This window comes from Sulfitobacter sp. HI0129 (genome assembly GCF_001635395.1).
Classification (GTDB): Bacteria; Pseudomonadota; Alphaproteobacteria; order Rhodobacterales; family Rhodobacteraceae; genus Sulfitobacter.
The window spans coordinates 1-15,210 of sequence record NZ_LWGH01000295.1 but is presented as its reverse complement, the minus strand read 5'-3'; the positions used below and the strand labels follow the sequence as shown (position 1 = coordinate 15,210).

Here is a 15,210-nt window from a genome sequence, read left to right as displayed (position 1 = left end):
CTTCAGGGTGGCGCCGTTCCTGTGCGCCGTCTTCGCGACCTTGGTGGCGTTGTCGTATCCGATTTCGGGCGCGAGCGCCGTCACCAGCATCAACGATTCACGCATCAGTTTTTCGATCCGGTCGGCATCGGCCTGCAATCCGTCGATCAGGTTGTCGGTGAAGGCCACGCTGGCATCGCCCAGAAGCTGCATGGATTGCAGCACGTTGTAGGCCATCATGGGCTTGTAGACGTTCAGTTCGAAATGACCCTGCGATCCGGCGAAGCCTACGGCGGCGTCATTGCCCAGCACATGGGCGCAGACCTGCGTCAGCGCCTCGCACTGGGTGGGGTTCACCTTGCCCGGCATGATCGAACTGCCCGGCTCGTTCTCCGGCAGGATGAGCTCACCCAGACCACAGCGGGGGCCGGAGCCCAGAAGGCGGATGTCGTTGGCGATCTTGAACAGCGAAACGGCCACCACCTTGAGCGCGCCTGACATCTCCACCATGGCGTCATGCGCGGCCAGTGCCTCGAACTTGTTGGGAGCGGTGACGAAGGGCAGGCCGGTGATCTCGGCCATATTGTGGGCCACCGTCTCTGCCCAGCCTTCGCGGGTGTTGAGCCCCGTTCCCACGGCCGTCCCGCCCTGCGCCAGTTCGTAGATGCGGCCCAGGGCGTCCCGCACCCGCTGGATGCCCATGGCGACCTGATGGCGGTAGCCCGAAAACTCCTGGCTGAGCGTCAGCGGCGTCGCGTCCTGCGTATGGGTGCGGCCGATCTTGATGATGCCCTCGAACTGGTCGATCTTGGCCTGAAGCCCGTCGTGCAGTTTCTGAAGGCCGGGGATCAGCACGTCATGCGCGGTGCGCGCGGTAGCGATATGCATGGCCGTGGGGAAGGTATCGTTGGACGATTGCCCCATGTTCACGTGGTCATTGGGGTGGACGGGGTCCTTGCTGCCGATCTCGCCCCCCAAGATCTCGATCGCGCGGTTCGCGATGACTTCGTTCGCGTTCATGTTGGACTGCGTCCCCGACCCGGTCTGCCAGACCACCAGCGGGAAATTGTCGTCGAACTTGCCGTCGATCACTTCGCCGGCGGCCTTAACGATGGCATCGCCCAGTTTATCGTCCAGCGTGCCTTGGGCGATATTGGCCTGCGCACAGGCTTTCTTGATCACGCCCAGGGCGCGGACGATGGCGATGGGCTGCTTTTCCCAGCCGATGGGGAAGTTCATGATCGAGCGCTGCGTCTGCGCCCCCCAGTATTTGTCCGCCGGGACCTCGAGGGGTCCAAAGCTGTCGGTTTCGATACGGGTGTCGGCCATGGGAATGCTCCATCGTCAAGGTTGACTGCGGTGTATCTTCGGGGCGCTTGCGTTGCAACAGAATGCGCGGGCGGCACCGCGCTTGCAAAGCTCGCCCCACAGAATGACTATCGGGGCGCAGGGGCGATGCGCCCAAGCCGGAGGAGGAGACATCATGCGGGAAAAGGCGATTCAAAAGCGGGTCATGGCGTTCTGCCTGATATGGCTTGCGGCGCTTCCGGTGTTCGCAACTGCCGCCGTCGCGGACGTGTCGCGCTTTGCTGGAAGCTATAGCGGGTCCGCTGATATTCCCAACGCCGAAGGGGCCCCGGTACCGCGCGACATGAGCGTGGAGATCTTTGAAACCTCCGACGGCGGCTTCGCGGTCGAATGGCATGCGGTGACCCAGCGGGAAGGGGGCAGCAACACGGCAACCTATCAGATCGAGTTTCGCCCCACGGAAAGGCCCGGGATATATGCCGCCGCCATGGGCCGGGACGTCTTCGGTAATGCCGTGCAACTTGATCCGATGAAGGGCGAACCCTTTGTCTGGGCCCGCCTCATGGGCGATACGCTGACCGTCTATTCGATGACCGTGGAGGACAGCGGCGGATATGACCTGCAACAGTTCGACCGCACCTTGACGGAAGGTGGGCTGGACCTGCGGTTCCAGACCGTGCGCAACGGCGAGGTTTCGCGCAGCATCGAGACTTTCCTCGAACGTCAGTAGCAGGCGTTACTTGCGATAACTGTCGAGCGAGACGATTTCCGCATCGTGATTATCGTCCTCCTCCGCGACCTCAAGCTCATCCTCGTGGACAAGCGGGCGCGGCTCCTTCTCCTGCGGCTCGGCCTTTGATGCAGCGCTGCTCTCCTGCTGTTCGAAGCGCAGGCCGAATTCGACCGAAGGATCGACGAAGGTGCGGATCGCATCATAGGGGATATAAAGCGGCTCCGGCGCGTCGCCGAAATTCAACGTGACGGAAAAGCCTTCGTCCGTGACCTCGAGATTGTCGTACCAATGCTGCATCACCACGGTCATCTCACCGGGGTAGCGGTCCGACAGCCAGTCGGCCAGTTCGGCATCCGGATGCGCGGTATCGAAGGTGATGAAGAAATGGTGGTTGCCCGGCAAGCCGCGTTCGGCAACATCCATCAGCACTTTGCGGATCAGACCCCGCATCGCGTCATGCATGAGGTTGCCGTAATCGATGCTGCGGCTCATGGGGCTCTCCGGTTGGACGCTCGCTCAAGCCCAACATACCGTATTGAGTGGCAGAGGAAAGGGGCAGTATGGCACAGCGAGCGTACGGGTAGGCCGGGACCGCGCGCGGCCCTATCGGTCGCGGTAAAGACGCAGACCCGCCACCGCGACCTCGGCCTCGAACGCGCGCCCGACCGCAACGACGCCCAACCGCCGCAGGCGCGCCGGATCAAAGGGCGCGTCGGTACGGTAGGGTTCGAAATCGGCAAAGGGAATGCGCAGGGTCAGCCAGACCGGTTCGGCGGTAAATACATGGCGGTAGGATTGCCAAGGCCGCGTCAGATCGTCGGTGCGCAGGCGCAACTCATAGGTTTCGTCATTGCCGAAAACGTCGATCTCGATCCCGGTGAAGGCGGTCGCGTCCAGCAGCGCGCCCTCAGGTCCCAGATCGGTCGCCATCTGGATGAAGCCGCCATCGTTTTCGAGCGAGATATTCCCGCGAAGCTGCATGGCCTCCCGCCCGTCGATATGCGCAGGCTCCACGCTGCCGGTCGAAAGGCCGCCCATTACCCTGTCGGCCACGAAACCCCACTGCGTCGCGATCGGCTGCGTGCCGCTGCCGGAGGACTGATCGGCAAAGGCGCGGACGGCCCACATGGTGGCGGCGGTGACAGCACCGGCCCCGATGAGGCTGCGAAACAGGAAGGAAAGGGAAGAGGCGGCCATGCGTCAATGTTAGCGCGAAGAACCGGGAATCAAGCAGGAAGATAAAGTGCAGGCTTCTGTTGCCAGGTGCCTGCGAACCCCGCCTTACGCTGCTAGGCGCAAGGACTTAGATTTCGGTCTAGTTACTGCTTACGCAGCAACGGCGACCGGAGCACGATTGTCATTTGCAATTGTACATTTTGTACCGATAACGGTGGTAACTCACCGGGACAAAGCAACACCTTTAGACGTTCGTCGATCCTGTTTCGGCCCCATGATCCCCAAATGAAGGATGTTGGTGGAGCCGCCGGGTACCGCCCCCGGGTCCGATCCGCTTATTACGAGCGCGTTTATGTCCATAGTCCCGAAGGACAAGGGAAATATAGGTCCCACCCCGATTCATTGCAAGGGGGTGCGGCGTGGGGGAGGCGGTCTATTCCGCCACCAGTTCGGGGCGGCCTGTCAGCCTTACGGCGGCGCAGACCTGACGCGGCAGGCTGAGGGTGAAGGTGCTGCCCTTGCCCGGTTCGCTGGCCACGCTGAGGCTGCCGCCATGCGCCTGCGCGATATCGCGTGAAATGGCGAGGCCAAGGCCCGTACCCCCATGTTTGCGCGTCGCGGTGCCATCGACCTGATGAAAAGGTTCGAACACCCTGTCGATTTCATTGGCCGGGATGCCGACACCGGTGTCGGTGACATCGAAGTTCACGTCATCATCCGTGACCCGCGCCGCAAGCGTGACAGACCCGTTATCGGTGAACTTGGAGGCATTGCCGATGAGGTTGATCAACACCTGCTGTACGCGCTTGATATCGGCCGTCAGGCTGCCCGGTTCGATCTTCAAATTAAAGGCGAGGCCTTTCTGTTCGAGCATCGGGCGCAGTTGATCGGCCACCGGGTTCACCACGGTTTCCACATCCGTCTGCTCTGCCGAAACCGAAAGGCTGCCTGAATCGATCTTAGCGAAATCGAGCACCTCGTTGATGAGGGTCAGCAGATGGTCGCCCGATCGCTCTAGGGTTTCCATCGTGCGCGAAACCTGCGCAAAAACCGCATCCACCCGCTCGCTCAGCTCCGCTGGATCGGTGACGCCTTCGTCGATGGCTTTGCGCAATTCGCGGGCGGGGCCCATTCTGTCGAAGTTGCGGCCCAGCCGGACGTGGCCGAGGATGACGGTCATGGGGGTGCGCAATTCGTGGCTCAGAACGCCCATGAAGTCGGTCTTGGCCTGATTGGCCGCCTCCGCCGCGATCTGCGCCTTCTTCATCTCCGTTACGTCGAGCCGCAGGCCAACGATGCTGCCGTCTTCCATCAGCCGATCGGAGGTCTTTATGATGCGCCCGTCGTGCAGATGCTGTTCGGTATCGGCGCCACCCTCCAGAACCCGGTGTTCCAGCCAGTCCGTGATGAATTCGTCCTCATGGCCCACGGCCTCGGGTACGACGCCACCCAGCAGGTTCTCACGCATGATCTCCTGATATGGGGTGCCGACTTCGACCTTCTGTTCGCTGCCCGTCATGTCGAGGTAGCGGCGATTATAGAGCGTCACCCGCCGGTCTGGCCCGAACATCACGATACCATGGTCCAGCGCCTCGATCCCGTTGCGCAGGCGCACCTCTGCGGCGCGCCGTTTAGCCGCGAGCCGCATGATATAGCTTATGCCCAGCAGCGTGAGGGCGATGAAGGCGAAGCGCAGAAGCCATTGTTCCTCATAGCGGGGACGGGTCAGCGGCCAGCCGTCTTTCGGCGTGGCGCAAAGCTCCCATTGCCCGAAGGGAAAATCGAAGTTCAGACGGATGGGGTCGGCCCCCATTTCATCAGGGCTGCCCAGCATGATCTGTTCGGGCTTGCCGTCGTTCCCGGGCTCGATAAGCAGCAGGTTGAAACGTTCCTGCAGTTCGGGAACACCCAGACTTACGAGGAAATCATCGTAATTCAGCACGATCGACAGGATGCCCCAGGGGCGCGGAACGCCGGGTGCTTCTGGCAGGGGCGGCAAAAAAACCGGTTGCCGCAGGATCACCCCCCGGCCGCCCTGAACGAGATTCACAGGCCCGGTCAGCACGCCTTTGCCGGTGCGCATGGCTTCCTCAACCTGTTCGATCTGCGCTTCGTTGTCGCGGTAATTCAGACCCAGCGCGCTTTCGTTCCCTTCAAGGGGATAGACCATGGAAATCACGAGATCCGGCGCGACGGCGATGTTGATCACCTGCGGATTTTTGGCGAGGTATTCAGCTGCTTTCCTGTTGAATTCAGCAACCCCAAGGTCCGGCGTTTCGCCGATGATCGCCGCAAGTTCCCGAAGATCCAGGATCGATTGGAAGACCTCCTCTTCGATCCGTTCGCGCACCTCCACCAGTTCGAGAGTTACGTCCGTCCTCAGCTTCTGAATGTAATTTTCATAGGCGAGCATCTCCACCCGGTGCCCGAAAATCAGCATCACCAGCCCGACAGCCGTCAACACGACGGCCTGTGTCATCCGTTCAGGTAGGGTTTGCCCAATTTTGGCCCATTGAGATATGCGCAACGATTTTCCTCACGCGCCTGTTCTGCGTCATACTGCCTTATTGACGCCCGGCATTCCGATTCATGCAGGCGCTTTCGTTAACTATTGCGGCCCGAGGCGTAACATTTACAGCCCCATATTACCCTAAGCTGTATCAAATTCTTGACCTGTGGCCCGAATGCGCTACTTGTGCGTGAAATTTTGCCACGGCAATATTTTGGTTTGCCTTTAGGGACTTCAGGATGAGACGGGTCTTGTGCGGGCGGCAAAGACCGTCCGGGCAAGCGTCTGGGTTTCCGCTTCCAGCCCGGTGAGCGCGCTGGTCACGGCTGCACCATTTCGGGACTCCAACGCATCGGTGATATCGGTATGCAGGGCCACGATACGCGCGCGGTCCCGTGCGCTGAAGGTGATCATGTTCATCAGCGGCTGCATGGCCTCGACCGCCCCGGCGAGCTGGTAGCTCAGGATCGGGTTGGCCGCCGCATCCACCAGCGATCTATGAAAGGTGACGTCGGAGGCGCAGAATGCCTCATCGCTGAGGCCCGCGCTGGCCTGATGGTCGATTTCCTTCCGCATGGTCATCACCTGATCCATCGTGCGGCGTTCGGCGGCCAGGGGCGCGCAGGCGCGCTCAAGCGTGAAGCGCGCCTCGCAGGCGGTTTCGAAATGCACATCGTTCATGGAGATGAGCAGCGTCGAGGTTGTGATCTGCTGTTCCTGCGCGGCCTCGAAGCTCAGCTTGGCGACGAATGCGCCGCCGGTGGCGCCGCGCTGGGTACGGATCAGCGACTGGGCGGCCAGTCGTTTCAGCGCTTCGCGCACGGTCGGGCGGGAGACGTCGAACTTGTCGGCAAGCTCGGCCTCGGAGGGCAGCCTTTCGTTCACGATAAGCCGTCCCTCGACGATGGAATCGCGGATCGCGCCTGCGATCTGGGCCGGCAAGTCGAGCTGTTTCACGAAGCCTTCTTTCATATGTATGACATTTAACGTTTGCCCGAACTCTAATTGTCTGACATTACATCTGCAAGTTCCGAGTCGAAAGGCCGCCCCGATGAATCACGTTCTGCGATCCGGTCTCTGGCTGGCATTCTTTGCGGTCATCCTGATGGCCTGGGTCATGCTTTACGGTATGGCCATGCAGATGGACATAAGCCTTCTGGGCCTGCCCGGCGAGATGGCACAGGCCATGCGGCGCATGAACCCGGCGATGGACATGGATATGCCCATGGCGCGCTTCGGGCCCTTGTTCGCGATGTGGGCGGTGATGATGGCGGCGATGATGCTTCCCACCATGGTACCGACGCTGCGCTCTTACGAGGACCTGATGGTCAGCGCCACCGGCACGCGCGCGGGCTGGCTGGGCGTGCTTCTGGGCTATTTCGCGATCTGGGTCGCCTTTGCCGCCGGGATCGCGGCGCTGCAACTGCTTTTGCTCGATCTCGGCGCGATCGACATGCTGGGCATACCGACCTCCCGCTGGGGCGCCGTGGCCTTGCTGGCGGCGGTCGGCCTCTACCAGTTCACCCACGCGAAGGAGGCCTGCCACGGCGTGTGCCATTCACCCACCTTCTACTTTCTGGGCAACTGGCGCACCGGTTTCGCGGGCGGGCTGCGCATGGGGCTGGGGCTGGGCAGCTTCTGCGTGGGCTGCTGCTGGGGCTTTATGCTGCTGGGCTTTGCCGGCGGTGTCATGAACCTTGCATGGATGGGGCTGGCGACCCTTGTCATGGTGCTCGAAAAGCTGCCGCAGATCGGACATTACATCATCAAACCCATGGGCGTTGCCCTGATCATCGGCGCTGGCGCCGTGGCAGGCTGGCCCCTGATCGCAGGAGGATAACAGATGGCGACCAAGAAAAAACCGGAGGCGGACCGGCTGAAGACGAGCGCGCGTATCGACCAGCGCATGCCCAGCACCAAACGTGATCGCAACAGTCCGACCGAATGGGCCATCAAGGGCGAATTGTTCCTCAATTGCTCCTGCACCGTGTTCTGCCCCTGTGTCGTGAGCCTCGGGGCGCATCCGCCGACCGAAGGCCATTGCCACGCATGGATGGCCATTGCCGTGGACGAAGGCCACTACGAGGGCGAGGATCTGTCCGGCCTCAACATCGGTCTGCTGGTGGATATCCCCGGCCGCATGGGCGAGGGCAACTGGAGGGTCGCGGCATACGTGGATGAACGGGCCACGGAGAAGGCCTACCACGGGCTGCTGCAGATCTTCAGCGGGGCAGCAGGCGGCACCACGGGGCTTTTCACCATGCTGGTGAGCGAGATCATCGGCGCCGAACGCGCGCCCGTCGAGATCGTGCGCGAGGGCACCAAACGCAGCATCATGATCGGTCGCAAGATCCAGGGCGAGATCGAGATGATCGCGGGTAAATCGCCCGATCACCCCGTGATGATCAGCAATTCCAAGTACTGGATGGGTCCCGATATCATCGCGGCCCGCGGCCTGAAGAGCCGGGTGCGGGACTATGGCCGGGTCTGGGATTTCGGCGGCATGTCCGCCGAGATCTGCCCGATCGACTGGAAAGGGCCGAACCCGTGACCGGGTCCGGTTTCGTCGGGAGGGACTAAAGATGCCGGTCATTTCACCTTCGCGCCGGGTCCGGCGCACCCCCTTCTCCGACGGGGTCGAGGCCGCCGGGGTCAAGGGCTACACCGTCTACAACCGCATGCTGCTGCCCACTGTTTTTGAGAGCGTGGAAGCGGATTACCGGCACCTGAAGGACCATGTTCAGGTCTGGGACGTGGCCTGCGAGCGGCAGGTGGAGCTGCGCGGCCCGGATGCGGGGCGGCTTGTCCAGATGCTGACACCCCGCGACCTGCGCGGCATGGAGACGGGCCGCTGCTTCTACGTGCCTATCGTCGATGAAACCGGCGGGATGCTAAACGATCCGGTCGCGGTGAAGCTGGAGGAAGACCGCTGGTGGATTTCCATCGCGGACAGCGATCTGTTGCTCTGGGTCAAGGGCGTGGCCTATGGCTACCGGCTGGACGTGCTGGTGGATGAACCCGATGTCAGCCCGCTGGCCGTTCAGGGCCCGCAGGCCGATGCGCTGATGGCACGGGTCTTCGGCGATGCGGTCGGCAAGGTGAAGTTCTTCCGCTTCGGCAGGTTCGATTTTCAGGGCCGGTCGCTCGTCATTGCGCGATCGGGCTATTCCAAACAGGGCGGTTTCGAGATCTACGTGGAGGGGTCCGACATCGGCATGCCGCTGTGGAACGCGCTGATGGAGGCGGGCAGCGATCTGCAGGTGCGCGCCGGCTGCCCCAACCTTATCGAGCGGATCGAGGGCGGATTGCTCAGCTACGGCAATGACATGACCGACGACAATACACCCCATGAATGCGGCCTTGGCCGGTTTTGCGACACGCAGGCGGCGATCGGCTGTATCGGTCGCGATGCCTTGCTTCGGGTTGCCAAGGAAGGCCCGGTGCAGCAGGTCCGGGCCATCGAGATCACCGGAGACCCGGTGCCGCGCTGCGACAGGGTATGGCCCGTCACGTCGAAGGGGGAACGCGTGGGTCAGGTGACTTCTGCCGCGCATTCGCCGGACTTCGGCACCAACGTGGCCATCGGCATGGTGCGGATGACCCATTGGGATGCGGGCACGCAGGTGCAGGTGCAGACACCCGAAGGGCCGCGCGATGCGACCGTCCGCGACGGTTTCTGGGCCTGAGAATTTCCGAACCGCCGGAGCCTCCGGCGGGGATTTGAACCATTTGGAAGCAGGGACGCCCTGCGAAAGGAGAGCGACATGTTCGATGCACTGGTTGTTGATAAGGACGAAGACGGCAAGACCAGCGCCGCAGTAACCCAGATCGAAGAGGCGGATCTGCCCGAGGGTGAAGTGACGGTCGCGGTCGAATATTCGACCGTCAACTACAAGGACGGATTGTGCATCGGGCCCGGCGGCGGTCTGGTGCGGAACTATCCCCACATTCCGGGGATCGATTTCGCCGGTACGGTCGAAAAGAGCGATGACGCGCGCTATGCGCCGGGCGACAAGGTGGTGTTGACCGGGTGGCGTGTGGGCGAGGCCCATTGGGGTGGCTATGCGCAGAAAGCCCGGGTGAAGGCCGATTGGCTCGTACCGCTGCCCGAAGGGCTCGATACGCGGCAGGCCATGGCGGTGGGCACCGCCGGTTTCACGGCGATGCTGGCGGTGATGGCGCTGGAGGATCACGGGTTGAAGACCGGGGACGGCCCGGTTCTGGTCACCGGGGCAGCCGGCGGGGTCGGTTCCGTCGCGACGGCGCTACTGGCAAAGCTCGGATACGAGGTCGCGGGCGTGACCGGACGCCCCGAGACCGAAAGCTATCTGCGGGATCTGGGGGCGAGCCGGATCGTCCCGCGTGAGGAACTGGCCGAAACAACCAAACGCCCCCTCGAAGGAGAGACATGGGCCGGATGCGTCGATGCCGTGGGCGGCGCGATGCTGGCGCGTGTTCTGGGGCAGATGAAATACGGGGCCTCCGTCGCGGCGGTGGGCCTTGCCGGGGGTGCTTCACTGCCCGCGACCGTCATCCCCTTCTTGCTGCGGGGGGTGAACCTGCTGGGTATCGACAGCGTCATGCAGCCCTATGAAAACCGTCTGCGTGCATGGGAGCGTATCGCGCGCGATCTGCCGATGGACAAGCTGGAGGCCATGGTCCAGCCCGCAACCCTGTCGGACCTGCCGGGGCTGGGTGCGGACATCCTGAAGGGTCAGGTTCGCGGGCGCGTCGTCGTCGACGTCAACGGCTGAAGTCAGGCCTTCTGCTGAAACGCAAGGAAAGGGCGGATGCACGGTGCATCCGCCCTTTTTTGTCGTTCAGCGGTGCGGGCGCGGGGTGGTTTTCCGGGGTGTGATGGACCCCCGCGAAGTGCTCTTTTCAGCAGATCGGTTGAGACAAGTGTCAATTGGCCTATGCTGGGGAGCAGAGTGCGCCCCGTCCGGGATCAATCGGGCAAGCGGGCGCCCGGAATTGAAAGGGACACTCATGACAGATACGACCGCACAGGGCATACCTGCCCCGGACGGAACCTCCGAGGTGATCCAGACCGATTACGAGATCGGTCAGGACAACGTGGAAACCACCATCGGTCCGTTCGGCGTGGACATTCACAACCCCGTCTTTCTCATCAGTGGATTGGCCGTCGTGGCCTTTGTCTTCTATACCATCGTCCTGCCAGATCAGGCGGCGGCGGCCTTCTCGGCGATGTTCTCCTTTACCACGAAGAACTTCGACTGGTTCCTGATCGGGGCGGCGGACATCGTGGTGCTGTTCGCTCTGCTGTTGATCGTGACGCCTTACGGCTCGGTCCGGCTGGGGGGTGACAAGGCGGTGCCGGATTACACCTACCTCGGCTGGTTCGCGATGCTGTTCGCGGCGGGCATGGGCATCGGGCTGATGTTCTACGGCGTTTCCGAGCCGCTCACGCATTTTTCCACTGCCTTCGGGGAAACCACCGTGGGCGAGAATGGGCTGCGGTCGGACTGGGCCCCGCTTGGCGCCATGACGGGGGATGAACCCGGATCGGTCCGGCTCGGTATGGCGGCGACGATCTATCATTGGGCGCTGCACCCTTGGGCCATCTACGCGACCGTCGCACTGGCGTTGGCGCTTTTCACCTATAACAAGGGGCTGCCGCTGACGATCCGTTCCGCCTTTTATCCCATTCTGGGGGAGCGGGTCTGGGGCTGGCCCGGGCATATCATCGATATCATCGCGGTTTTCGCCACCCTGTTCGGGCTTGCCACTTCGCTCGGTTTCGGGGCGACGCAGGCGAATGCCGGCCTCAATGAGCTGTTCGGCGTGCCCATGGGCCAGACCACCGAAGTGGTGCTGATCACCGCGATTACCGCCGTGGCGCTGATTTCGGTGCTGCGCGGCCTCGATGGCGGGGTAAAGGTTCTCAGTGAGATCAACATGGGGTTGGCCGCACTTCTGGCGCTCTTCACCCTGATCGTGGGGCCGACTGCCTTTTTGATCGCCTTTTTCTGGGATTCGCTTCTCGCCTACTTCCAGTTTTTGCCGGCCCTCTCGAACCCCTTCGGTCGCGCCGACGTAAACTATTCCCAAGGCTGGACGGCCTTCTACTGGGCGTGGTGGATCAGCTGGTCACCCTTCGTGGGCATGTTCATCGCCCGCGTCAGCCGAGGCCGTACCGTGCGGGAGTTCGTGATCTGCGTCTTGCTCATCCCCAGCATCGTCTGCGTGCTCTGGATGTCCATCTTCGGCGGTACGGCGATTTATCAGGTCCTGTCCGAAGGCTATACCGGGGCGCAGGACGCGGCACTGGAACTGCAGCTATTCAAGATGCTGGATCAACTGCCGCTTGCCTCGATCACCTCTTTCGTGGGGATCCTGCTGGTGGTGGTGTTCTTCGTCACCTCGTCGGACTCCGGCAGCCTCGTGATCGATACGATCACCGCGGGCGGCAAGGTCGACGCGCCGGTGCCGCAGCGGGTCTTCTGGTGCATCTTCGAAGGTGCCGTGGCCATTGCGCTGCTGATCGGCGGCGGGCTTGCGGCGTTGCAGTCCATGGTGATTTCCACGGGCCTGCTGTTCACTGTGGTCCTGCTGGCCATGTGCTGGTGCATCTTCAAGGGCTTGCAGAGTGAGCGTGCCGAGTTGAAGTGACCTTCCGGACATGAGAAGGTCTTGGCGGGCGTCCCTTGCGGGGCGCCCGTTTTCGCGAGGGGGAGGGAGCGATCAATGGAACTCAACAGCGCATTCGTGAGGGACCAGTTCCCCGCCTTCGCCGAGCCATCCCTGCAGGGGCAGGCCTTTTTCGAGAACGCGGGCGGGTCTTTCACCTGTCGTCAGGTCATCGACCGGCTCACCCGGTTCTACACGCAGCGCAAGGTGCAGCCCTATGCCCCCTACGAGGCGAGCCGCCTTGCGGGCGAAGAGATGGACGAGGCGCGCAGGCGGCTGGCGGCCATGCTGGGCGTGAAGACGCATGAGCTTTCCTTCGGGCCTTCCACCACCCAGAATACCTATGTGCTGGCGCAGGCCTTTGCGCAGAAGATGCGGCCCGGGGATGCGATCGTCGTGACGAACCAGGATCATGAGGCCAATACCGGCCCGTGGCGGCGGCTGGCGGACCGTGGTTTCGAGGTGCGGGAGTGGAAGATCGACCCCGACAGCGGGCACCTGGACCCCGAGGATCTGAAGCCCCTGCTGGACGACAAGGTGCGGCTGGTCTGCTTCCCGCATTGTTCGAACGTGGTGGCAGAGATCAACCCGGTGACGGAGATCGTGAAAATCGCGCATGACGCAGGCGCCTATGCCTGCGTCGACGGTGTTTCCTACGCGCCGCACGGATTTGCCGACGTGGGCGCCATGGGGGCGGACGTATACCTCTTTTCCGCTTACAAGACCTATGGTCCGCATCAGGGGATCATGGCGATCCGTGAAGGGCTTGGCGCGTGGTTGCCCAATCAGGGGCATGTCTTCAACGGAGACACGCTTTACAAACGGTTCACCCCGGCGGGGCCGGACCACGCGCAGGTCGCGGCCTGTGCCGGTATGGCCGATTACGTTGACGCCCTGTATCGCCATCATGGTGGGGAAGCGGACGCGGACGACAGGACCCGAGCCGCGAAGGTGCATGACCTCATGAGGGATCATGAAATCAAACTGTTGCAGCCCCTTCTTGATGCGGTAAGCGAACGGAATTCGCTGCGTCTGCTGGGGCCTTCGCGCGCCGAAGGGCGTGCGCCGACGGTGGCCCTGGCCCTCAACAGCGGCGGAGAGGAAGCCGCCGCGCGGCTGGCGGAACACGGGATCATGACGGGCGGGGGCGACTTTTACGCCGGTCGCGCCCTTCAGGCGATGGGCGTGGACCCGGCGCAGGGGGTGCTGCGGCTGAGCTTCACCCACTACACGACAAAGGATGAAATAGACAGCCTGATCAATGCGCTGGACCGTGTTCTTTAAGCGTGGGTCGCTGTGCCTTCGACCGCGCTGAAACTACTTGCGGCCCTGACGCGTGGCTTGCCCTGTTGACGGCGGTGGCTTTGCGCTAGTTTGCCACTCAATCGACAGGCGAGGGTGAATGTCCGACCAAACTCCGATACTTGTGTGGTTCCGGCGCGATCTGCGGCTGAGCGATCATGCCGCCTTGACCGCCGCCTGCGATACGGGGCGGCCGGTCATTCCGGTCTTCATCCTCGACGATCTGACGCAATCGCTGGGCGTCGCGCCGCTGTGGCGGCTTGGCCTCGGCCTTTCCTGCCTGTCGGAAAGCCTCACGCAGGAAGGCTCCCGGCTGATCCTGCGCCGCAACGACAGCGCCTTGGAGGCGATTCTTCAACTGATGGAAGAGACGGGTGCCGGCGCGGTCTACTGGAGCCGGCTTTACGATCCCGACAGCGTGGCCCGGGATGCGAGGATCAAGGAGACGCTGAAGGAGAAGGGCGCGGAGGCGCGCAGCTTTGGCGGGCATCTGATGTTCGAACCCTGGAGCGTGGAGACCAAGCAGGGCGGTTTCTACAAGGTTTACACACCCTTCTGGAACGCGGTGAAGCAGCGCCCGGTGGAGGAACCGCGCCCGCGCCCGAAGACGCTGAACCCGCCCCCAGACTGGCCGCGCAGCGATGCGCTGGAAGACTGGCGCATGGATGCGGGCATGAACCGCGGCAGCGACATACTGCGGCCCTTCGTCCGGTTGGGAGAGAAAAGCGCCCAGGCGCGTCTGGGGTATTTCATCAGCGACATCATCGACGACTACAAGCAGACCCGGGATATGCCCGCCGAAGACGGCACCTCGCAATTGTCGGAGAACCTGAGCCTGGGTGAAATCAGCCCCCATCAGTGCTGGCATGCCGGTCAGCGGGCAATGGAGGAAGGCAAGCGCGGGGCGGAGACTTTCCTGAAGGAACTGGTCTGGCGCGAGTTTGCCTATCACCTGATGCATCACACACCGCGGCTGCTGACGGATGCCTGGCGCGAGGAATGGACCGCCTTTCCCTGGAAACAGGACGGGGAAGCGGAAGAGGTCACGGCGTGGAAGCGGGGTCGCACTGGGATCCGCTTCGTGGATGCGGCCATGCGCGAGATGTATGTGACGGGGCGGATGCACAACCGCGCGCGGATGATCGTGGCCAGCTATTTGACCAAGCATCTGCTGACGGACTGGCGCATCGGGCAGAAATGGTTCGAAGATTGCCTGATCGACTGGGATCCGGCGAACAATGCGCTTGGCTGGCAATGGACAGCCGGATCGGGGCCCGATGCCTCCCCCTTCTTTCGGGTGTTCAACCCCGAAACACAGCTTGAAAAGTTCGATCCGGACCGCGCCTATGTCTCGCGCTGGATTGCCGAAGGGCGCGCAAAGCCCCATGAGGACGCGCTGGCCTATTTCGACGCGATTCCGCGCAGCTGGGGCATGGCGCCGTCCGACCCTTATCCGGATCCCGTCGTGGAGCTTTCGGAAGGGCGGGCGCGGGCGCTCGAAATCTATGAAGGCCGGGACTTTTAAATTGTTTATCCGGGGCACGCGGGTAGT

The 15,210-nt window shown here is 62.6% G+C and carries 13 protein-coding genes and 1 other RNA gene; 8 read left to right on the top strand and 6 right to left on the bottom strand.

Annotation, left to right across the window (positions count from 1 at the left end):
- The coding region (fumC, locus tag A3764_RS06590) for a class II fumarate hydratase (RefSeq protein ID WP_067951352.1) at positions 1-1,308 on the bottom strand (1,308 nt) is incomplete at its 3' end.
- Positions 1,309-1,462: 154 nt separating this feature from the next.
- Here fumC and A3764_RS06585 point away from each other — a divergent pair.
- Positions 1,463-2,017, top strand: coding sequence for a hypothetical protein (locus A3764_RS06585; RefSeq protein ID WP_067926017.1), 555 nt, complete (start codon positions 1,463-1,465; stop codon positions 2,015-2,017).
- A gap of 6 nt (positions 2,018-2,023) precedes the next feature.
- Here A3764_RS06585 and A3764_RS06580 read toward each other — a convergent pair whose 3' ends face one another.
- The 5 genes from A3764_RS06580 to A3764_RS06560 all read right to left on the bottom strand — a co-directional run bounded on the left by A3764_RS06580 (position 2,024) and on the right by A3764_RS06560 (position 6,677).
- The gene (locus tag A3764_RS06580) at positions 2,024-2,512 is read right to left on the bottom strand and encodes an SspB family protein (protein WP_067926012.1); all 489 of its coding nucleotides are present in this window, start codon (positions 2,510-2,512) and stop codon (positions 2,024-2,026) included.
- A 111-nt stretch (positions 2,513-2,623) separates the two neighbouring features.
- Positions 2,624-3,217, bottom strand: a complete 594-nt coding sequence (locus A3764_RS06575) for a CIA30 family protein (protein ID WP_236628094.1) — start codon at positions 3,215-3,217, stop codon at positions 2,624-2,626.
- Positions 3,218-3,262: 45 nt separating this feature from the next.
- Positions 3,263-3,608, bottom strand: a transfer-messenger RNA (tmRNA) gene (gene ssrA / locus A3764_RS06570).
- A 21-nt stretch (positions 3,609-3,629) separates the two neighbouring features.
- Positions 3,630-5,675 (bottom strand): ATP-binding protein, encoded by a 2,046-nt coding sequence (locus A3764_RS06565; protein WP_067926011.1) that lies wholly within the window; start codon positions 5,673-5,675, stop codon positions 3,630-3,632.
- Positions 5,676-5,939: 264 nt separating this feature from the next.
- Positions 5,940-6,677 (bottom strand): FadR/GntR family transcriptional regulator, encoded by a 738-nt coding sequence (locus A3764_RS06560; RefSeq protein ID WP_067926009.1) that lies wholly within the window; start codon positions 6,675-6,677, stop codon positions 5,940-5,942.
- 79 nt (positions 6,678-6,756) lie between these two features.
- On the opposite strand from A3764_RS06560, the gene A3764_RS06555 reads away from it, so the two are divergent.
- From A3764_RS06555 to A3764_RS06525, 7 genes are all read left to right on the top strand, one after another.
- Positions 6,757-7,545, top strand: coding sequence for a DUF2182 domain-containing protein (locus A3764_RS06555; RefSeq protein ID WP_067926007.1), 789 nt, complete (start codon positions 6,757-6,759; stop codon positions 7,543-7,545).
- Between the two features lie 3 nt (positions 7,546-7,548).
- A complete protein-coding gene (locus A3764_RS06550; RefSeq protein WP_067925997.1) occupies positions 7,549-8,256 on the top strand; it encodes a DUF1326 domain-containing protein in 708 nt (235 codons plus the stop codon).
- 31 nt (positions 8,257-8,287) lie between these two features.
- Positions 8,288-9,391: a dimethylsulfoniopropionate demethylase gene (locus A3764_RS06545; RefSeq protein ID WP_067925992.1), complete on the top strand. Its 1,104-nt coding sequence runs from the start codon at positions 8,288-8,290 to the stop codon at positions 9,389-9,391.
- A 78-nt stretch (positions 9,392-9,469) separates the two neighbouring features.
- On the top strand, positions 9,470-10,459 hold the full coding sequence (gene acuI / locus A3764_RS06540) for an acryloyl-CoA reductase (protein WP_067925989.1): 990 nt from the start codon (positions 9,470-9,472) through the stop codon (positions 10,457-10,459).
- 235 nt (positions 10,460-10,694) lie between these two features.
- Positions 10,695-12,338 (top strand): BCCT family transporter, encoded by a 1,644-nt coding sequence (locus A3764_RS06535; RefSeq protein WP_067925985.1) that lies wholly within the window; start codon positions 10,695-10,697, stop codon positions 12,336-12,338.
- 75 nt (positions 12,339-12,413) lie between these two features.
- A complete protein-coding gene (locus A3764_RS06530) occupies positions 12,414-13,640 on the top strand; it encodes an aminotransferase class V-fold PLP-dependent enzyme (protein WP_067925983.1) in 1,227 nt (408 codons plus the stop codon).
- A 118-nt stretch (positions 13,641-13,758) separates the two neighbouring features.
- The gene (locus tag A3764_RS06525; RefSeq protein ID WP_067925981.1) at positions 13,759-15,183 is read left to right on the top strand and encodes a cryptochrome/photolyase family protein; all 1,425 of its coding nucleotides are present in this window, start codon (positions 13,759-13,761) and stop codon (positions 15,181-15,183) included.
- The last annotated feature ends 27 nt before the right edge of the window (positions 15,184-15,210 follow it).